We start from the raw sequence: 20,038 nt of genomic DNA, 5'->3' as shown, positions 1-20,038 counted from the left end.
ATAATGACAAGACAAATAATTGGATTGGAATGGATAAAGTCACGAACTCAATAAGAAAGGGTGAGTTTCCCCACCCTCCTCATCAACTTATTCTTCAGTCTACTTGTGGGCTTGGTGTACGGCAATATAACGCTGATAACGCTGCGGTTTCAAGCGACTTAAATCCACCAAAACCAAACCATCAATACAGTCGTTAAAGGCGGGATCAGTCCCGAAATCAATAAACTGTACGCCTCCTGGCTCACACAATTCAGTGTACTGCTTATACAGCGTCGGGATAGAACAGCCAATATTGCTCAGTAAACTTTTTAGCTTCACCAAATCCTCTTGGTAATTATTGCCATCGAACTGCGCTAGCACCTGAGGTAGCGAAGCTGGATATGGCTTGCGGGATTGTGCCATCGCGAGCTCAGATGAAAAATAGAGACGGTAAAACGCAATCAACAAATCACGCGCAGCAACCGGCATGCTGCCAGAGATAGACACAGGACCAAATAGATAACGATATTGAGGGTACTTCGCTAAATACGCACCAATACCTAACCAGAGGTAATCTAAACCACGTTTTCCCCAATAAGTAGGCTGGATAAAACTGCGACCTAATTCAATACCTTGTGCCAAGATAGGCATCATGTCTTGGTTATAGTGAAACAGGCTATTGCTGTAAATTCCCTCTAATCCTTTTTTCGATAACTGCTGCTCTGTCGGCACAAATCGATAAGCGCCAACCACTTCTAAATCATCTTCATCCCATAAAATAAGATGGTAGTAATCATCGTCAAAGCTATCGAGATCGCGGCGTTTACCTGAACCTTCACCAACCGCACGAAACGCGATTTCCCGCAAGCGTCCTAGCTCGCGTAGAATCGGCGTTCGCTCTTCTTGCTGACGCTGGTAGAGATAAATAATTTTGCCATCTGGCGTCACCCCTAGCTTTTCACAAGCGGCTAACGCTTTTTTCAGCTCGATACGATCTTCAGGGAGTGCAATGGGGGCTTCACACGTAAATAACCCCGCTTTACCTTTCCCCAAGAGATAGACATGGCGACGAAAACGCTCTGCCAGTTCATTATCGTTGGTGCGCCCGTCATACCATTGCGAGAAGGGAATTCGCCCGCCGATCCGCAATTTGATGAGGTTATTGCGCTGTTTGAACATTTCGTTCACCAACATCAATGCTGACAATGGCTTATAAACTAAGGAGGTAGTGTAAAACAACAGACTGTTACGCGCTTGGACATGAACAGGAACGATCGGTGCGCGAGATTTGGCGGCTAAACGTAAAAATCCCGTGCGCCAATGGCTATCGCGAATGCCTTTAGTTCCCCATCGAGACACTTCCCCAGCAGGGAAAACCACCAAAGCCCCTTGGTTATCCAAGTGGGATTGCATGCCAACCACTTGCTGGCGGTTGGTGCGATTACCAACATTATCAACAGGAATAAATAAGTTTTGCAGTGGCTCAAGGTAACTGAGCATTTGGTTGGCGACGATTTTAACATCCGGTCTTACCGTTGCAACCGCACGTAAAATCGCGAGTCCATCAAGGGATCCAATGGGATGATTCGCCACGAATAGCACGGGTCCTTGGCTGGGAATATTTTCTAAATCTCCCTCACCGAGTTCGCAACGCACATTTAAATCATTCATAAATTGCTCAACAAGATCGAGCCCTTTTAAGTGCGGGTAATCTTCAGCAAGCTGTTGGAAATCTTTTTCATGTAATAAACGCTTTAATAGCTTCCGTTTCCAAGCGGGCAGTGTTTGCTGCGGAAAAGCACTTTCCAGTAAAGCATCAACACTAAACATAATGAAATCCTCTCACATGCGCGTTATTGGCAAATTTAAGTCACAATAATGACTAATAAATATCCATTTTGTGACAAGATTATGAAATAAATTATTTAAAACCTATGCGACATTGTCCGAGAAATTCTCGACACTTTTGACGATCTCACTTCCATTTAGCTTTTGTTTATTTCTCGATTAAAAATATTTTCTTTTTATTCAGCTAATTACAAATTCATTATAGGCTAAAAAAACTGGCACAAACCCTGCATTAGCTCTTATGAAAGAGCGGGAAACCGCTACACAAAAATAGAGGAGCAATGTTGATGGAAAAAGTCATCACCGTCTGCCCGTATTGCGCCTCAGGCTGTAAAATCAACCTGAAGGTGGAGAACGGGAAGATCATTGGCGCTGAAGGCGCAAATGGTCACACAAATGAAGGAGAACTTTGCCTGAAAGGTTATTATGGCTGGGACTTCATTCATGACACTAAAATTTTAACGCCGCGCTTAAAAAACCCGATGATCCGCCGTCAACGTGGTGGCAAATTAGAGGTTGTTTCTTGGGAGGAAGCCATTGAATTTGCCAGCTCCCGTTTACTAGCCATAAAAGAAAAGTATGGCCCAAAAGCCATCATGACAACAGGTTCTTCCCGCGGTCCGGGTAACGAAGCTAACTTTGTGATGCAAAAATTTGTTCGTGCAGCAGTCGGTAGTAACAATATCGACTGCTGTGCTCGTGTCTGACACGGCCCTTCGGTTGCAGGTCTGCAGCGTTCGGTCGGTAATGGCGCAATGAGCAACTCAATTGTTGAAATTGAGGATACCAAATGTATTTTTGTCTTCGGTTATAACGCCGCGGACTCACACCCTATTGTCGCTCGCCGTATTTTAAAAGCGAAAGAAAAAGGGGCACAAATTATTGTCTGCGACCCGCGTTATATTGAAACCGCGCGTATTGCAGATATTCACTTACCACTGAAAAACGGTTCAAACATTGCGTTATTGAATGCGTTTGCTCATGTAATCATCGAAGAAAATCTGTATGACCAAGCCTTTATCGATGCTCATACCGACAAGTTCGACGAATATCGCGTATTAGTCGCACCGTATACACCTGAATCAGTTGAAGAGATCACCGGCATCAAAGCCGAGGATATTCGTAAAACAGCGCGGATGTATGCAAAAGCGGAAACCGCCACCATTTTATGGGGTATGGGTGTGACTCAGTTCTACCAAGGTGTGGAAACTGTTCAGTCTCTAACTAGCTTGGCATTACTGACGGGTAACCTTGGTAAGCCACATGTGGGCGTAGGTCCTGTACGTGGTCAAAATAACGTGCAAGGTGCCTGCGATATGGGGGCTCTGCCAAATACTTTACCGGGCTACCAGTATGTTTCGGATAAAGCGGCACTGGAGAAATTTGCCAAATTCTGGGGCATTGACGCAATGCCGGATGAAAATGGTATTCCTCTTAGTGAAGTTCCTCACTTTATCGATGAAGGCATTCTGAAAGCACACTATGTCATGGGTGAAGATCCACTACAAACTGAGCCAGATTTAGCGACAATTCGCCGAACCTTCGACAAACTTGAGTTATTGATTGTTCAAGACATCTTTATGACGAAAACCGCATCCATTGCTGACGTCATTTTCCCTGCAACATCTTGGGGAGAACATGAAGGTGTGTATACCGCTGCTGACCGTGGTTTCCAACGTTTTTATAAAGCCGTGGAACCAGTGGGTGATGTGAAAACTGACTGGGAAATCATCAGTTTAATGTCAACAGCAATGGGCTACCCAATGCACTACAACAACACCAAAGAGATTTGGGACGAGCTGCGCGAGCTTTGCCCAATTTATTTTGGTGCGACTTACGAGAAAATGGCAGGCTTGGCGTATATTCAATGGCCATGCCGTACATTAGAAAGTGAAGGCACTGAGTACCTGTATGAAGGTGGAAATTTTGATACGCCAAATGGTCGTGGTCAGTTCTTTACTTGCGAATGGCGTCCACCCATCGATCAAGTGAGTGCGGAATTCCCAATGGTACTGGCAACGGTGCGCGAAGTGGGTCACTACTCTTGCCGCTCGATGACGGGTAACTGTAAAGCTTTAGCCTCCCTTGCTGATGAACCAGGTTTTGTGCAAATCAATACCGCAGATGCAAAAGCGTTAGGGATTAAAGATCAGGAACTGGTCTGGGTGTGTTCACGACAAGGTAAAGTCATCACTCGTGCTAATGTCAGTGATCGCCCAAATAAAGGCGCGGTGTACATGACCTATCAGTGGTGGATTGGCGCGTGTAATGAGCTGGTCGCAGAAAACTTAAGCCCGATAACCAAAACACCGGAATACAAATATTGTGCGGTGCGTGTTGAGCCAATCGCGGATCAACATAAAGCTGAGCATTATGTGGTTCAGGAGTATACGGGGATCAAGCGTAGGCTTCGCGAGGCAGCTGAAGGCTTATAGTTTATTTTGACTCTTTGCACTGTAGGAATGCGTATTTAAAGCAAACCTACAGTGCAAGTTATATTAAAAACTACCTATATTAAAAATCACATAACGATAATAAACATCGCTATTCAACAAGCGATTAAAATAAAATATTAATCGTCATTAAAAACTATTTAATAAAAAAATAACCTTCCAACAAAATAATTAACATCCTTTATTTTCATTATTTAAAAGGTTTTTCTTTTATCTTTATTCCTTTCTAGCAATCTCTAAATAATTCGCGTTGTGGCTAGGCGGCAGACGCAGCTAAGCCCTAGGAGCATACATAAGTATGTGACTAGGGTTAGTAAGGATAGCCAACAACGCCACAGCGTGAAGTATGACGAGATTAAGTATGTGACGAAGGTTAGCAAGGCCAGCCAACAACGCCACAGCGTGAAGTATGACGAGATTATTGGAAGAGGTCTTGAACATTAATCCCTAATCGTTGCATCCTCGACAGTAACGTCGTGCGTTTTAACCCTAAACGAGCTGCCGCCCCTCTTACACCTGCAACCACTCCATTCATCGCTTTCAGCGCTTCAATAATGCGGTTTCGCTCTTCGTCGTCACTCTCTGGCGCATCAGTCTGCATTTTTCTTTCTAAAGAACTCGGCTTTTTTAGCGCGTCTTTAATACGAGATGGCTTAGGAATATTTAACTCATGCAACTGAATATTCAGTGTATTTCCACGGGTTAAAATCACCGCTCGCTCAATTACATTTTCCAATTCCCGCACATTACCGGGCCATGGATACAGTGATAACTGCGCCAGTGCATCACGAGGAATACAATCAATTTTACGGTTCATTCGCTGCGCCATTTTTTGGGTAAAATAGGTCGCAAGTAATGGAATATCTTCAGGTCGGTCTCGTAATGGCGGGATCACGATTGGGAATACATTTAAACGATAATAGAGATCTTCACGAAACTCTCGGTCTTCCGTCATCTGTTTAAGATTACGGTTGGTTGCTGCCACTAAGCGCACATCCACCGGAATCACTTTATTCCCACCAATACGCTCAATTTCACGCTCTTGCAAAACACGCAATAATTTTGGTTGTAAATCCAATGGCATATCGCCAATTTCATCTAGAAATAACGTGCTTTTATCTGCCATTTCAAAACGACCAATATGCGTACAGGTCGCCCCAGTGAATGCGCCTTTATCATGCCCAAACAAGTCACTTTCTAGTAACCCTGTCGGGATTGCGGCACAGTTCATTTTAATCAATGAACGCTGATGGCGGTCGCTTAGCTGATGAACGGCTCGAGCAATTAATTCTTTACCTGTTCCCGTTTCTCCCAAGATCAATACCGTACTATCGCTACGAGCCACTAAATCAACCTGCTCGAGGACTTCACGCATAGCTTGGCTTTGGAAAATAATTTCGCTGAAGTTATTGGTATTTTGGATCTGCTCATTCAGCCATAAATTTTCATTTTTCAGACTATCTTTAAGGCGCGTAATTTCACCGTAAGCCGCGGCGTTATCGACGGCAATGGCAAAACGCGCCGCCACCTGTTTCAGTAAATTGCAGCTATCTTCGGTAAAAAGATGGTCATCTTCATGGGATAACACCAAAACGCCTAATGGCTTATGGTTAAATGCTAACGGTAACAATAACGTTTCCGTCATCCCTTCTGCACACAAATTTTGATATAACAAATCTTGGCTCTGTTGATCCAACGTTAAACGCAAAGGTTTGTTGCTCTCTAATACTTGAGCGAGGTCAGCATGTAATTCATTCAGCGGATATTGGCTTTTTTTAACTGGCTTTGAGCGCTGATAATGGCTTGAATAGCAAAGATAAACCGCTGAACTGACATTATCGCAAAGGGCGACGCTGATTTGGCTAATACCAAAAAAGCGGTATATTTCGCGTGAAACTTCAGCCACTAACCCATCCATTTCAAGGTGAGAAAGCACTGAGTTCGTGATATCTACAAGGATCCTGAATTGGTCTCGTTCATGACGAATTTGTTCGGTGGTTTCGGATATGCTCACAAAATCTCCAATCTCGTCCTAACCTGCTGCATTGCTCAGTTATCATCTTTATTCAAATAACTAACAATAATGAGAATTAGTTAGAGTTTAAAATTTTCATTTATAAACGACTTATTTATCAATAATAAAAATAAAAAAGTTTAATAGTGTGATTAATGCAATTGCTGTTTTAGATTTAATACCAATATTGTAGTCATTATTTGAAAAAATAATATCGTAGTCTGATTTAAGTTTGATCCATTCACCTATTTTAGATATTAGATAATTTAACTCAATATTCGTTTAATATCGTTTTCATGCCTATCGACAATAATGACGAAAACGATGTCGAATATTAAAATCTCATTTCTTCATGATTATTTAATAATAGTTAACAAACTGATTTTTAAGAATTAATTTATTTGGTGGATTTGGCACGATCCATGCTTATCTCTCAGTATTGTCAGCATAAGACGAGGCTACCGGAATAGACCGAATGGAACGCCCGTTTACGATCATTCAGGAGAATATGATGAACCGTTTCATCATTGCAGACCCAAAGAAGTGCATTGGCTGCCACACGTGTGAAGTGGCTTGCGTGGTTTCCCATCAAGAACAAGAAACCGGTATTGCGACCGTGGTAAAAGATGAATTTTTCCCGCGTATTCATGTCTTAAAAGGCTATACCATCAGTACCGCCGTGATATGTCGCCAATGTGAAGACGCTCCGTGTGCCAATGTGTGCCCTAACGGAGCCATCAGCCGCAAAGATGATTTTGTGTATGTGGACCAGTCAAAATGTATTGGTTGTAAAACCTGTGTTATCGCATGCCCTTACGGCACAATGGAGGTTATTATCCGCCCTGTTGCCCAGCAAACCACGGCTCTTAATACCATTCCACAGTATCGTGCCGAAGCGCACAAATGCGATTTATGCCATACCCGAGAAGGCGGACCTGCATGTGTCGAAGTTTGCCCGACGGAAGCCTTAATGATTGTCGACAGAAATAAAATGGATGAAATCATTAAAGAGCGTCGTCGCCGTGCTGCCTTTGAAATGCCAGCAGATATTTTGTCTTAAAGGATAACCCATGCATGAAGTTGCCTTATGCCAAAGCGCATTTGAGATCATTGAGCAACATGCCAAGCAAAACCATGCTCGGCGAGTCACTGGCGTGTGGCTAGAACTCAGTGCCGTATCTTGCGTGGAAGAGTCTGCGGTACATTTTTGCTTCGATATCATTTGCCGCAACACCCTCGCCCAAGGCGCACAGTTACATATCTTAATTTCCCCTGCGCAAGCGCAATGCAGAGATTGTCAGCATCAGGTAAAAATAACTCAATTTGGTGCTGGCTGTCCCCACTGTGGCAGCCAAAATTTAATTGTCGATAGCACCAGTGCCATGCAAGTGAAACAGATTGAAATTGAATAACTCGTTTAGGAGTCAGTTATGTGTTTAGGCATCCCTGGTCAAGTTGTAGCCGTTGGTAAAACCCCAATGGATTGCGCCCAAGTTGATGTTTGTGGTGTAAAACGGGAAGTCAATATTGCCCTCGTTTGTGAAGGGGATACTGAAAGCATGGTTGGTAAATGGGTACTCGTTCACGTCGGTTTTGCCATGAGTATTCTCGATGAAAAAGAAGCGAGAGATACCTTAGAAGCGTTAATGGCAATGGAAGAAGTTGAGGAAGATGTAGGGTATTTTTTACGGGGAAATGCGTGATAGCGCTCATTGATTACAACAACTGATTTCGTCTCCCGTTCTCCAAAGTAAAAGCCTGACACACCACTGTGTGTCAGGCTTAATTAAACCTATCTTACCCAGTTAAATTATCAGTCATCGACCGTAATTAGATAGCTTCAACTGGCACATAAACCGGCCACCACGATTGTGTTCTCACCATTTCGACTTCGGAGTCATTAGCATTAACACCCGATACACCTTGGCTTTTCGCCATACGTAAAACCGCAAGAGCAACGATACTTGAAGTAATTCGCAAGTCTTCATTCGATGGCAATAATGACGCACCTTCTGAGCCTAATGTTGCTTGGCTTGCTACCGCCTGTACAGCAGCAAAAATCATTTCATCTGTGATTTTCGTCGCTTTAGAGACAATGGCACCGAAACCTAGTCCCGGATAAAGTGCCGCGTTATTCGCCTGACCAATCTTGTAGCAAACACCGTTATAAACCACATCATCAAATGGTGCTCCTGTAGCCACAAACACTTTGCCGTCAGTCCATTCAATTAAATGCTGTGGTGTTGCTTCATGCAGTAATGTTGGGTTCGATAATGGGAAAATAATTGGGCGCTCAACATGGCTTGCCATACTGCGAACGATATCCTGAGTGAAAGCACCCGGTGTTGTTGATGTACCAATTAAAATCGTTGGTTTTACATTCTCGACAACCGTAGCTAAATCAATAATACCTTTAGCTTTATTCTGTTTCGCAAGGATATCTGCCATATCCGGCCAGCGGGTTTGTGCTTCAACAGAAACATCAACCATCTTTCTTGGATAATTGGCAACATCTTGGCTGTTTTTCGCATAATCTTTTTGGAAATACAGTAAGCTGTCTACCATGTCGGTTGTCAGTAACCCCGGCAAGTCAATTAACCAAATACGAGAAATGGCTTCTTCACGAGACAGACCACTGCGGATCATTTGGTCACGAATTTGGTCTGCAATACCACAGCCCGCAGTTCCGGCACCAAAGATAACCACTTTTTGCTCAGTCCAAGGCGTTTTACTTAATTTCACCGCATTCAATAAGCCCGACAATACAATGGCACCTGTGCCTTGCACATCATCGTTAAATGTCGCGAAATTCGCTCTGTATTTATCCAAAATGCGACGCGCATTTGTTGAACCGAAATCTTCCCAGTGCATAACCGCATTTGGAAATAGCTTTCTTGCCGCTTTGACATAAGCATCAACAAAATCGTCATAGACTTTGCCTTGAATACGCTCATGACGATTACCCACATAGGATGGGTCATTTAACAGTTTTTCATTGTTAGTCCCGACATCAAGAACCACAGGAATAACACTGTGAGGATCAACACCAGCGGCAGCGGTATAAACAGCCAGCTTACCGACTGAAATATCGATACCATTGGAGCCCCAGTCACCGATGCCTAAAATTTCTTCTGCGTCAGTGGTCACGATCAGTCGAATATCACCACCTTCAGCACCGAATGCACGCAGCTTTTCTTCGATTAATTCAGGTTCATTAATACTGAGAAAGATCCCGCGAGGACGAGTAATAATCTCGCTATAGTTTTCAATGGCATCGCCGACAACTGGGTCATAAACGACTGGCAGCATTTCCAGCATATGACGTTGTAATAACGCATAAAATAATGTCACGTTATTATCATGCAAGCGCCACATATAAATATGCTTATCTAAATCAGAATGGCATCCACGGTAAGCGTGATAAGCGCGGTTTAATTGTGTTTCCATATCCTCAGTCACAACAGGAGGAAGAATACCATTTAAATCCAGCGCTTTTCGTTCTTCTTCAGTAAAAGCGGTTCCTTTATTTAAAGATGGATCGCGTAATACTTCATATCCTCTTGCCGTCGTTTTAATTTTACGAACATTATTTTCCACAACAACTTTAGCTTGTCGATTATACATAATTAATACCTTATAATTTAAATATTCTAATTCAGGGAAAACTACGCGCCAGATAAACCATTTCCGGTCATATCAATCGGATTGACATATTTATTAAAATCTTCTTCACTTATTTTCCCAGAAGCGATTGCGGATTCTTTTAGCGTGATATTTTTAGCGATTGCATTCTCAGCAATATGTGCGGCATTTTGATAACCAATAATTGGAGATAATGCCGTTACTAACATGACACTATTGTCCACATACTCAGTTATTTTCGTATTATTTAATTCAGTGCCTTCTACGGAATATTCCATAAATTTACGACAGCCATCAGAAATAATACGAATAGAATGCAGGAGGTTATTAATAATTACCGGTCTCATCGCATTTAATTCAAAGTTACCTTGGCTACCCGATATTGCAATCGCAGCATCATTACCCATAACCTGAATGCCAATCATGACCATCGCTTCACATTGCGTCGGATTCACTTTGCCCGGCATGATAGATGAACCAGGTTCATTCGATGGCAGTATTAACTCGCTGAAGCCACAACGAGGACCCGAAGCTAACCAGCGCATATCATTCGCAATTTTGATAAGTGCAACGGCAAGCCCACGAATAGCAGCATGTGTACGCACTAACGCATCAAGGGAGCCTTGAGCGGTAAATTTATTGGGCGCAGTAATAAACGGTTTTTGGGTTAATTCAGCTATCTTATCTGCGACATCTTTTGAAAAGCCTTTTGGCGCATTTAACCCCGTGCCAACTGCAGTACCGCCAACGGCGAGTTTATACAGGTCTTGCTGACTGCGTTTAATATCATCGAGCGCATCACGTAATTGACCCGCCCAACCGTGCCACTCTTGCCCGACCGTTAACGGCACCGCATCTTCTAAGTGCGTACGACCAATCTTAACTACCGACATCCATGAGTCAGCTTTCTTTTCAATAAGTTGAATTAAATCTTCAATAGCTGGAATCAGCTGTTCATCAAGTGCAAAAATGGCAGCAATGTGCATAGCGGTGGGGAATGTGTCATTAGACGATTGCCCCATATTGACATCATCATTCGGCCCAACCGGTAATTGAGTTCCTAATGTGCCACCTAATAATTGAATTGCGCGGTTAGAAATGACCTCGTTCACATTCATATTAGATTGTGTACCAGATCCCGTCTGCCATACATAAAGCGGATAATGCTCATCCAATCGACCCTGAATAGTTTCATCAGCGGCGATAACGATCGCCTCTTTTTTCCATTGTGCTAACCGACCTGCTTCGCAGTTAACCAACGCACAGGCTTTTTTTACATAGCCATACGCGTGGTAAACCGATTTTGGCATTAAATCATCGCCAATATTAAAGTGCTGTAATGAACGTTGAGTTTGTGCCCCCCAATAACGATTTGCAGGAACCTTTACTTTTCCCATACTATCGAATTCTTCACGGGAGCCTGTTTCATTAATACCAATAGGGATGCTCTTATTTAGAATATAATCAGTCATTACAATAACTCCCTTATAAATATAAAACACATGACCAATATCCATACTAAATTAAATAGATTAATTAAACATCAAATACTGCAAATACATTAAAATAAGAGATCATCATTATATATATAATTAAAATTCAGTTTAAAATATAAGCGATAAATTAATTTGCAATTTTTTATAAATTTAAATTATCAGAAACAGACGGTCAATTTCATACAGAAAATAGATAAAGACTAAAGTATTAAGATATACTGAAAAACAATATTATATATTGTGAGAATTATCTTTTAATGACAACTCAATTAAATTAAAAATTTAAATACATAAATAAATAATTAAAGCACTGATATCAAAAATAAACAACACATGTATTGAGTGAAAGATTTAAATTAATGAAACTTGAATCTTAAAATAAATTAATAAAACAAAAATAGTCACTAAAATATAAATCAAATAATATCATTTAATATACATAACATTATAAAATAGAGCTAAAACCATGTTATTCATTTAAAATACAAGGCGATATCCCCACTGAGTTTCTCTTTAATTTAATACGCATTAATTCCAAAAAAATCATCCTTAATTATGCTTATACAAAAACAAAAGTCATCACAACTCAATAATACTGAAGAGAAGCACTCGATAATAGTGATCACTCCCACCTTGATTGGTCACTGAACCCAATTCCACGCACAAAACGAGTACTGAGTTTAATAATCATATCGATGCCATATTAAACACTGGGTTTAGACAATTTTGGAGAAATTGCCGAACTTGCAGGGTGCGATACCGTGATTTTTCAGTAAAACCGCACTGCATCCCTGTAGCGCGGTCTATTTATTTCCTTAAAATTTTATCCTTTAACTAAAGGCTTCCAGTCTGTTGTTACTCACCCTCAAATAACCGGAATCCCCCTAATCCTTCCCACGTTGGTAAAGCTTGATAAACCTGCTCGACAGCGGCGATAACTTTGTCATTCATTGGCATGTAAAAACCGACTAAATCAGGTTGAATGCCTAAGAAAATAATCTCTCCAACATCCGCTTTTAACTGGTCGATAAGAAAATTAAGGGGCAGATTGTGCGTGCTCATAATAAACATCTCAGCGATATCATCGGGGTCGATAACCCGAATTTCCCCCGGTGCTAAACCAATATCTGCCGCATCGACAATTAACAAACGTTGAGGTTTTAAGGCTCGAACTTGATGAGAGACACTTTCAGGACTACTTCCCCCATTAATAGCGACCCAACCATCAATCGGGGTCTGTTGCATGAGGTCAAATAGCATCGGACCTGCGCCATCATCCCCCATCATACTATTGCCCACCGCCAACATCAGATTTTGCACGGGTGATGGGTTTTCTGAAAGTAATAAATTTTCTGTTGAAGACTCTGTTTCCATTGAAAAAGACGGTTGAGTTTGTCTGGCGACATCGCTCATCGGCTGCCTTTTCACGATCAAATAAATTGCGGGTTCTTGCTCAATTTCCCCGAGCAATTGAATTAGTGTGGCGCTCCATGCCTGATAGGGCGAGTCACTGTCTTTAGCAAAATCATCTAATGCTAACGCCAACATATTGGTGTGGGTGGAATCGATATTAATCTCGCCAAAGGTGATCAAGCCCTGTAATTTGCGCCGCGCCTCCCCTTCAGGAAGCGCATTCACCCATGCTTGGTAGCCATCCAATGGACATTCCAATTCCGTTTTTAAGCAGTCAATCATGCCGACATGGTGCCCAATGGCCAGCGAGTAATACATCACCTGCTGCGCGTCTTCGGGAATATCATCATCGCTATCGACGAACTTTTGGCGTAGTGACCAAAATATCACTTTGCCCGTTTCTATGGATGATTCACTCATTTATGCCCCCTTGTTGCAGCACGGTCACCAAGCGGTTCACAATCTCACGCAACCGTGGGTCTTGCTCCTCGTCCATCCATGCTTGCATGGTGACTTTCACTTGGCTTGGGGTTGCCCCATCCAATAGCGTCAAGAAGCGATCACTGATTTCACGACCTTGGAAATACCCTGCTTGGCGGCGAGCTTCACGCTCGATCATCACGCGAGTAGCCAGAGGGATTGATGGCAACAACAGCTCCACTTTTTCCCCGTCGGCTTCACGGTGATCCTGTCCCACCAATTTCTGTTTCAATAACCCTAATGCCACCGCAAAACCATAAATCGTGGCAGCTGGAGTTGGTGGGCAGCCAGGGATCCACACATCGATCGGCACGATATGTTCACTGCCTCCCCACACACAGTACAAATCATGGAAAATCCCACCACCACAGCCGCAAGCGCCATACGAAATACAGATTTTAGGATCTGGTGCTGACTCATACGCTCGCAGTGCAGGCATGCGCATCGCACGGGTGACCGCACCAGTAAACAGCAAAATATCCGCATGGCGCGGAGAGGCAACAACCTTGATACCGAAACGCTCCGCATCAAAAACGGGTGTAATCGCCGAGAAAATTTCAATTTCACATCCGTTGCAGCCACCACAGTCCACACGGTACACATATGCCGAACGTTTAATATCTTTCAGCAAGGTGCTTTTCAGTTTTGCCACCTGCTCATCAAGAACGATAGGTTGGCTAACATGATGATTAACGGGGATATCTGGCAAACTCATGATTTATCTCCCTGAATATGCAAACGGAAGTTCTGACGATCATTATTCAATAAGTTGTTTTTTTGCTTACAGGATGGGCAGGTTTCATACATCGGACGCAATGCCTCAATACTAGCTTCTTCTATGCCCGATGCCGCCAGCAATGCCATGGCGTATTCCACCGATTTTTTCGGTGCAAATGCTTCACCACATTGGCGACAATGCTGTAAGCGAAACGTCCCTTTCATATAGAGATCCGCTTTATTCATCACTGCGGTTTCAAACTCTTCCGTCAGATGAATAGCACGAGTCGGGCACACTTCTTCACAGCGCGCGCAATAGATACAGCGCCCTAAAAACAGCTGCCAGCGGCGTTCACCACTTTCTAAGTCCGTTTCCATGGTTAACGCATTGGCAGGGCAAGCGGAAATACACGCGCCACACGCGATACATTGTTGCGGATCGTATTCGGGTTTTCCGCGAAAACCATGCGCCACTTCTAGCGGTTTGAACGGGTATTTCACCGTTGCAGTACCCGCATTACGAAGGGTTTTGAAAAGTTTAAACATGATGTCCCTCCGTTATTTCATAATCGAGTGTTTACGCTCGATGCTGTACTGTTCGAGCTCTTTGTACGCCACGGTTTTGGCTTTGCGTTTTTTCACATCCACCAGCGTGACGCGGTCTGTACAGGAGTAACAAGGGTCAAGGCTACCGATGATCAGCGGTGCATCGGACACAGTATTGCCTTGCAGCATATAACGCAGCACTGGCCAATTCGCGTAAGTGGCAGCGCGGCAGCGCCAGCGATACAGTTTTTGGTTATCGCCGAGCATGCTCCAGTGAACATCTTCACCTCGCGGCGCTTCGGTATAGCCTAGTGCAAATTTATGAGGCTGATAGGTAAAGCCTTCGGTCAGAATTGGGCCTTCTGGCATATTGTCGAGGGCATATTCAATCATCGACAGGGAATCCAACGTCTCTTTGATACGCACCATCACGCGGGAATAAACATCGCAACCATCTAAGGTGAATAATGTTTTTGGTAAATTGCCATAATCCGCAAATGGGTGGTCGAAACGCACATCGCGCTTGAAGCCGCTGGCACGGATCATCGGTCCCACAGGGCTGTAATCACGGGCAACTTGTGGATCAAGGCGACCGACACCGACGGTGCGTTGCTCCATATTTGGTGTACTGAGCAACATATCCACCAGCTGGGTTACATCTTGGCGCATCTCTTTAACCAGCTGAATAGTTTTGACGCGCTGCTCTTTTAAGAAGTCACGGCGAACCCCGCCAATTAAGTTGGTACCGTAGGTTTTACGGGCGCCTGTCAGTAATTCCGCCATGGTCATGGATTTTTCACGCACACGGAAAAATTGCATGAAACCAGTATCAAAACCGGTGAAGTGGCTCGCTAAACCGATATTCAGCAAATGGCTGTGTAAACGTTCCACTTCCAGTAACACACTGCGAATGGTATGAGCGCGCTGAGGCACATAAATACCGAGCGCATTTTCCACGGAGGTGGTATATGCCACGCTATGAGTGAATCCGCAAATACCGCAAACACGGTCAGATAAGAAAGTGACTTCGTTGTAACCCATGCGGGTTTCCGCTAATTTCTCCATCCCACGGTGAACATAGAACATACGGTAATCTGCATCCACAATGCGCTCGCCGTCAACAAACAGACGAAAATGTCCCGGTTCATCCGACGTGATATGCAAAGGACCAATTGGCACCACGCGGCTTTGGGTTTTGCTATCATTAATAAACTCGTAGGTTTCTGTATCGGTAGTCGGTGCTGGGCGCTGGCGGTAATCCATGGTGTCTTTGCGCAGTGGATACAGGTCTTCCGGCCAGTCATCCGGCAATACTAAACGACGCTCATCCGGCAAGCCCACTGGGCGTAAACCGTACATATCACGGATTTCACGCTCACCCCACACAGCCGCAGGCACCCGTGGCGTTACAGATGGGAACTCTTGAGTGATTGGGCTGACATACGCTTTCACCGTCACCCAACATTTTTCCCCCTCTTCCATCGACAGCGCATAATACACTGCAAACTGCCCATTGAGAGGACGCTCATCGTTCCCCCACAGCACCGGCAACCAACCGCCGCAGCCGTAATAAAGAAACTCCACCACTTCCGGTAGCATCTCGGTTTTTACTGTGATGGTGACTTGGTTAGCGGTTTGCCACTCCTCTTCCAGCATGGCATGAGGAAATTTCTCGCGCACTTTTGCCAGATAGCCCGCGCCTTTGCGAACGCCCTGAAGGGTATCTGTATAATTCTGATAGCTCACGTTATTTCTCCTGCAATGAAGGTTCGGAGGTGCTAACACCCCACGGCCATTGGTAATGTAAAGTGGTAATTTGATGGTCGAATGTCGCGCTATCTTTCAGCACAATCGTGGCGGCATTTTCCAGTAAGCGACTAACCGGTTGAGGAATATAGGTTCCCATTACCAACATGAGGACAATCAAGATTGCCATGGGTAACGTGGTTAAAATACTTAACTCACCCCGTGCTACACACTCAGGCTGTTCACCGAATAAAGTTTTTGAGATCATGCGGATCAAACCACCCAGTACGATCGTAATCAGGATCAGCACCAGCAAGGTTAACCAGAAATGATTAGCAACCAGCCCTGCCACCACAATCATGAATTCACTCAAAAATACGTTGAAAGGAGGCATGCCACCCAGCGCTAATGCACCACCGGCAAACACAACCGCAGTGAATGGCATTGTACGCAGTAACCCTTTCACGACAGTGATATCGCGCGTGCCATATTTCAGAAGAACGTTACCGGAACCGCAAAACAGTAAGGTTTTACCCAAACTGTGGTTCAAGGTGTGCAGTAATGCCGCCAACACGCCTAAAGGTCCGCCAATCCCTAATGCGACTGCAATTAGCCCCATGTTTTCCACACTGGAGTACGCCAGCAAACGCTTCATATCTTTTTGTACCAAGATAAAGAATGCAGCCACCGCTACGGACATTAATCCGAACACCAGCAATAAGGTTTGAGTGAATTCGCCGCCAATCGATGACGTGACGATAATGTAGTAACGGATGATAATCAGCAGTGCGCAGTTCAGCAGCACCGCAGACAGCAACGCCGATGTTGGGCTTGGTGCCTCACTGTGCGCATCCGGTAACCATGCATGCATTGGGAACAGGCCGGTTTTGGTACCAAAACCGATTAACACAAAGACAAAGGCAAGATGCATCAAGGTTGGGTCAAGAAGGTCAGTGTATTTTAGGACTTCCGTCCAGAAGATCGCCATTTCCGGATTCGGCATCACGTTCACCGCATTGGCATACACGAGAATGGTGCCGAAAAGACCAAATGCCACACCGACGCTACAGATAATTATGTATTTCCACGCAGCTTCTAGCGAAGAGCGTTGACCATAAATCCCCACCAAGAAAGCCGAGCTTAATGTCGTGGCCTCTACCGCAGCCCACATCAGGATCAGGTTATTACTGGTGATCACCAGTAGCATGGTAAAGAGAAATAAATGGAAGAAACCGTAGTAATTACATAAGGTTCCTACGCTAATTTCACCTTCATGCACTTCATGATTCATATAACCGATGGAGTACAGCCCAGTCAGGAAACCGACAATACCTAAAATGGCGAGGAATAATCCGGCGAGGCTATCAAGGTGAACCCAGTTACCTGCCATGAGTAGATCACCGACCTGATCAATGGTGCTAACCATCCACAAAGAAAGTACGAGCAGCACCACAATACCCACGAAGTGGATCACCGTGACGAGGGCTTTCGCCCCATTACCCAGTAAACGGCACGCGAACGCCAGCAGTGAAATCACCAACGGAGTTGCCATTAATAGTGTTAATAACATTGTTTGACTCATCTCATCACCCCTTCAGCGCGGTCAGTTGATCCACGTTCAGTGTGTTGAGCGTGCGATAAATTTTGCGAGCCAATACCGCCATAATAATCACTGCAAAAATGGCGTCTGTGGCAATACCAATTTCCACCAGCTCAGGGGCTTTATACGCCAGCAGAGCTAAGGTCAGATGAGAGCCGTTTTCCATTAAACAGTAACCGAAGGCTTGCTTGAGAATATTGCGCTGCGTAACAATGCACAGCAGCCCCAGCATAAAGTGCCCCAAAGAAACTGCTAAAGCGGGTTTTAAATCCGCCGCCAGTGGCAGTTTTATTGGCTCGACTACGAACCAACACAGCACCACGATTACTGCTGCGGCAAGCATCAACCATGCTGGGCTAATCACCCCGCCGTTAGCGGTTGGGTCAGATAATTTACGGAAGGCGTACCCCATAATCAGCGGCACTAAAACCACTTTGGTGGCAAACGCTGTCCCTGCCCACATTGCCAATTCAGGGGCGTTGAGGGTGTACGATAACGTGCCGAAAATCGCCACTAACACCAGCGACTGCAACGCATAGAACCAACAAGACACCACCGGCTTTTTCGCGCCGATCACCAGCAGCGACGTGATCATCATCAGCCCTGCCAAATTATTCACTATCATTGAACCAGTCATTCTTTCTCTCCCTTAACCGAGCCAGATGACGGCAATAACACTAGAACAGAAGGACATCACTATCAGTAAGCCAATCACCCACTGCATTGCCCATGGAACTGCGCTGCCGTTTGCCACCTCTTCACTTGGTTCACCTGGAACCACTTTACCGAACCAGTACAGCAACCATGCAAAGCTCGCCACAGATTCAATCAGCACTAACACCATGATTGGCGTTAATATCCAGAAATGTTCTGAAAGGGCGAAACCCGCTGCAAAGATAGGGAATTTACTGAAGAAACCGTTCAGTGGAGGAACACCCGCAATTGCCAGTGCCGCCACGCAAAAGCCAACACCCAGTAGAGGATAACGTTTTGCCAAACCACGTAAGCGCGGTAGCATGCGTGTTCCACAGCTATAACTCAGTGCGCCCGCGACTAAGAAGAACAAACTTTTGGCGAAAGCATGGTTAAAGATGTAAGCAATCCCGCCGTCGAACGCCTCTTTCGAACCAAAGACTGACAGCGATAACGCTAAGAAGATGTATGCCAGTTGTGTGATGGTTGACCATGCCAATAGACGTTTCATGTCTTTTTGCGGCAGGTACATCATAAATCCATACACCAGTGTGATGACTGCCATCACCACACCCACCCAACCAATAATTTCTGGCACATGGGTAGAGGACATCAAGCCACGCGCAAAGATATATACACCGACCTTCACCATGGAGGCCGCATGTAAGTAAGCACTAACTGGGGTTGGGGCTTCCATCGCATCGGGAAGCCAGGCTTGTAGTGGTAACTGCGCTGATTTACCCCATGCGGCAAACAAAATGCCACCAAACACAATCAAGCTTTGCGATTCACTTAGACGGTCGATGGCACTCAGTGCGAACGTTCCTGTACTAATAAATAACGTTGCCGCCGCCATGTATAAGCCGAGTGAACCCACATGGGTGATCAATAGCGCCTTCATCGCCGAACGCTGCGACTTTTCAGTTTGGTAGTAACCAATCAGCGCCCAAGAGCAGCCGCCAGTAATTTCGAAAAACACTAACTGCCCTAAAATGGTTGAGGAGAGAACAACACCCGCCATCGCCCCAATAAAGATCAGTAAAAAGGCGTAGTAACGACGAGTCGGTCCATGAGCGTGTTCACGATTGCCTTCAGTGAGATACCCCGTTGAGTAGAGGCAAATCAAGAAGCCGAGGAACACCACCGCAAACGCAATCAGCGTACTCACGCCATCCACGGTAAAACCGAATAGCGCCACATCACCTGTCTGGATTAACTCCAGTGTGGTGGCGACCTTACCACCGTCTAAATAGAGCCAGCCCAGTGCCGCTGTTCCCAAAGACGCTAGCAACGCCACTAAGGTACTTAGCCACGGTGCTAGACGGGTGGGTAGCACACTGACCAGCAACGCCCCGATGAACGGGATTACCAAGGTTGCTAGTGCAATATTTTCTAACATGCTTCGTCGCTC

At 44.7% G+C, this 20,038-nt stretch carries 15 protein-coding genes and 1 pseudogene; 4 read left to right on the top strand and 12 right to left on the bottom strand.

Translation table 11 applies throughout. The annotated features are described in order from the left end of the window. Nucleotides 1-99: 99 nt before the first annotated feature. Nucleotides 100-1,809, bottom strand: coding sequence for a bifunctional ornithine lipid synthase OlsF (olsF, locus tag PROVALCAL_RS06935; protein ID WP_006658458.1), 1,710 nt, complete (start codon nucleotides 1,807-1,809; stop codon nucleotides 100-102). A gap of 305 nt (nucleotides 1,810-2,114) precedes the next feature. On the opposite strand from olsF, the gene fdhF reads away from it, so the two are divergent. After that, nucleotides 2,115-4,262 carry a formate dehydrogenase subunit alpha gene (gene fdhF / locus PROVALCAL_RS06925; protein ID WP_080547033.1) on the top strand — a complete coding sequence of 716 codons (2,148 nt, stop codon included), beginning with the start codon at nucleotides 2,115-2,117 and terminating at the stop codon, nucleotides 4,260-4,262. Nucleotides 4,263-4,698: 436 nt separating this feature from the next. On the opposite strand, the gene PROVALCAL_RS06920 is transcribed toward fdhF, so the two are convergent. Next, nucleotides 4,699-6,294 (bottom strand): sigma 54-interacting transcriptional regulator, encoded by a 1,596-nt coding sequence (locus PROVALCAL_RS06920; protein WP_006658455.1) that lies wholly within the window; start codon nucleotides 6,292-6,294, stop codon nucleotides 4,699-4,701. 511 nt (nucleotides 6,295-6,805) lie between these two features. On the opposite strand from PROVALCAL_RS06920, the gene hydN reads away from it, so the two are divergent. The 3 genes from hydN to hybG are packed head-to-tail and all read left to right on the top strand — an operon-like array spanning nucleotide 6,806 to nucleotide 7,997. After that, entirely contained in the window at nucleotides 6,806-7,354 is a 549-nt protein-coding gene (gene hydN, locus PROVALCAL_RS06915; RefSeq protein WP_039861725.1) for an electron transport protein HydN, read from the top strand. 10 nt (nucleotides 7,355-7,364) lie between these two features. Beyond that, a complete protein-coding gene (gene hypA, locus PROVALCAL_RS06910) occupies nucleotides 7,365-7,706 on the top strand; it encodes a hydrogenase maturation nickel metallochaperone HypA (protein WP_006658453.1) in 342 nt (113 codons plus the stop codon). 18 nt (nucleotides 7,707-7,724) lie between these two features. After that, complete coding sequence (hybG, locus tag PROVALCAL_RS06905) at nucleotides 7,725-7,997, top strand: hydrogenase maturation factor HybG (protein WP_006658452.1); 273 nt, start codon at nucleotides 7,725-7,727, stop codon at nucleotides 7,995-7,997. A gap of 127 nt (nucleotides 7,998-8,124) precedes the next feature. On the opposite strand, the gene PROVALCAL_RS06900 is transcribed toward hybG, so the two are convergent. The 10 genes and pseudogenes from PROVALCAL_RS06900 to PROVALCAL_RS06860 all read right to left on the bottom strand — a co-directional run bounded on the left by PROVALCAL_RS06900 (nucleotide 8,125) and on the right by PROVALCAL_RS06860 (nucleotide 20,026). Beyond that, entirely contained in the window at nucleotides 8,125-9,918 is a 1,794-nt protein-coding gene (locus PROVALCAL_RS06900; protein ID WP_006658451.1) for an NAD-dependent malic enzyme, read from the bottom strand. Between the two features lie 41 nt (nucleotides 9,919-9,959). After that, entirely contained in the window at nucleotides 9,960-11,408 is a 1,449-nt protein-coding gene (gene fumC / locus PROVALCAL_RS06895; protein ID WP_039861724.1) for a class II fumarate hydratase, read from the bottom strand. Nucleotides 11,409-12,287: 879 nt separating this feature from the next. After that, nucleotides 12,288-12,740 (bottom strand): hydrogenase maturation peptidase HycI, encoded by a 453-nt coding sequence (hycI, locus tag PROVALCAL_RS20005; RefSeq protein ID WP_226890348.1) that lies wholly within the window; start codon nucleotides 12,738-12,740, stop codon nucleotides 12,288-12,290. A 120-nt stretch (nucleotides 12,741-12,860) separates the two neighbouring features. Further along, nucleotides 12,861-13,265 (bottom strand): annotated as a pseudogene (locus PROVALCAL_RS20000) (formate hydrogenlyase maturation HycH family protein); the annotation flags it as partial. Then, nucleotides 13,258-14,040 (bottom strand): NADH-quinone oxidoreductase subunit B family protein, encoded by a 783-nt coding sequence (locus PROVALCAL_RS06885; RefSeq protein ID WP_006658448.1) that lies wholly within the window; start codon nucleotides 14,038-14,040, stop codon nucleotides 13,258-13,260. The pseudogene PROVALCAL_RS20000 and the gene PROVALCAL_RS06885, both read right to left, overlap by 8 nt. Continuing rightward, nucleotides 14,037-14,588: a hydrogenase 4 subunit H gene (gene hyfH / locus PROVALCAL_RS06880; protein WP_006658447.1), complete on the bottom strand. Its 552-nt coding sequence runs from the start codon at nucleotides 14,586-14,588 to the stop codon at nucleotides 14,037-14,039. Before hyfH ends, PROVALCAL_RS06885 begins: the two co-directional genes overlap by 4 nt. Before the next feature lie 12 nt (nucleotides 14,589-14,600). Beyond that, nucleotides 14,601-16,334, bottom strand: a complete 1,734-nt coding sequence (locus tag PROVALCAL_RS06875; protein ID WP_006658446.1) for a hydrogenase large subunit — start codon at nucleotides 16,332-16,334, stop codon at nucleotides 14,601-14,603. A gap of 1 nt (nucleotide 16,335) precedes the next feature. Next, the gene (locus PROVALCAL_RS06870; RefSeq protein ID WP_039861723.1) at nucleotides 16,336-17,916 is read right to left on the bottom strand and encodes a hydrogenase 4 subunit F; all 1,581 of its coding nucleotides are present in this window, start codon (nucleotides 17,914-17,916) and stop codon (nucleotides 16,336-16,338) included. Between the two features lie 4 nt (nucleotides 17,917-17,920). Then, nucleotides 17,921-18,571, bottom strand: a complete 651-nt coding sequence (gene hyfE / locus PROVALCAL_RS06865) for a hydrogenase 4 membrane subunit (RefSeq protein ID WP_006658444.1) — start codon at nucleotides 18,569-18,571, stop codon at nucleotides 17,921-17,923. Between the two features lie 12 nt (nucleotides 18,572-18,583). Beyond that, on the bottom strand, nucleotides 18,584-20,026 hold the full coding sequence (locus PROVALCAL_RS06860) for a hydrogenase 4 subunit D (RefSeq protein ID WP_006658443.1): 1,443 nt from the start codon (nucleotides 20,024-20,026) through the stop codon (nucleotides 18,584-18,586). Between the last annotated feature and the right edge of the window lie 12 nt (nucleotides 20,027-20,038).

The sequence above is a fragment of the Providencia alcalifaciens DSM 30120 genome, assembly GCF_000173415.1.
GTDB classification, from domain to species: Bacteria; Pseudomonadota; Gammaproteobacteria; order Enterobacterales; family Enterobacteriaceae; genus Providencia; species Providencia alcalifaciens.
This window is presented reverse-complemented; position numbering and strand designations above follow the sequence as displayed.

Coding starts and splice junctions, on each gene's coding strand:
- olsF (WP_006658458.1), bottom strand. CDS start 1,809: ATGTTTAGTGTTGATGCTTTACTGGAAAGTGCTTTTCCGCAGCAAACA.
- hydN (WP_039861725.1), top strand. CDS start 6,806: ATGAACCGTTTCATCATTGCAGACCCAAAGAAGTGCATTGGCTGCCAC.
- hypA (WP_006658453.1), top strand. CDS start 7,365: ATGCATGAAGTTGCCTTATGCCAAAGCGCATTTGAGATCATTGAGCAA.
- hybG (WP_006658452.1), top strand. CDS start 7,725: ATGTGTTTAGGCATCCCTGGTCAAGTTGTAGCCGTTGGTAAAACCCCA.
- PROVALCAL_RS06900 (WP_006658451.1), bottom strand. CDS start 9,918: ATGTATAATCGACAAGCTAAAGTTGTTGTGGAAAATAATGTTCGTAAA.
- fumC (WP_039861724.1), bottom strand. CDS start 11,408: ATGACTGATTATATTCTAAATAAGAGCATCCCTATTGGTATTAATGAA.
- hycI (WP_226890348.1), bottom strand. CDS start 12,740: ATGTTGGCGGTGGGCAATAGTATGATGGGGGATGATGGCGCAGGTCCG.
- PROVALCAL_RS06885 (WP_006658448.1), bottom strand. CDS start 14,040: ATGAGTTTGCCAGATATCCCCGTTAATCATCATGTTAGCCAACCTATC.
- hyfH (WP_006658447.1), bottom strand. CDS start 14,588: ATGTTTAAACTTTTCAAAACCCTTCGTAATGCGGGTACTGCAACGGTG.
- PROVALCAL_RS06870 (WP_039861723.1), bottom strand. CDS start 17,916: ATGAGTCAAACAATGTTATTAACACTATTAATGGCAACTCCGTTGGTG.
- hyfE (WP_006658444.1), bottom strand. CDS start 18,571: ATGACTGGTTCAATGATAGTGAATAATTTGGCAGGGCTGATGATGATC.
- PROVALCAL_RS06860 (WP_006658443.1), bottom strand. CDS start 20,026: ATGTTAGAAAATATTGCACTAGCAACCTTGGTAATCCCGTTCATCGGG.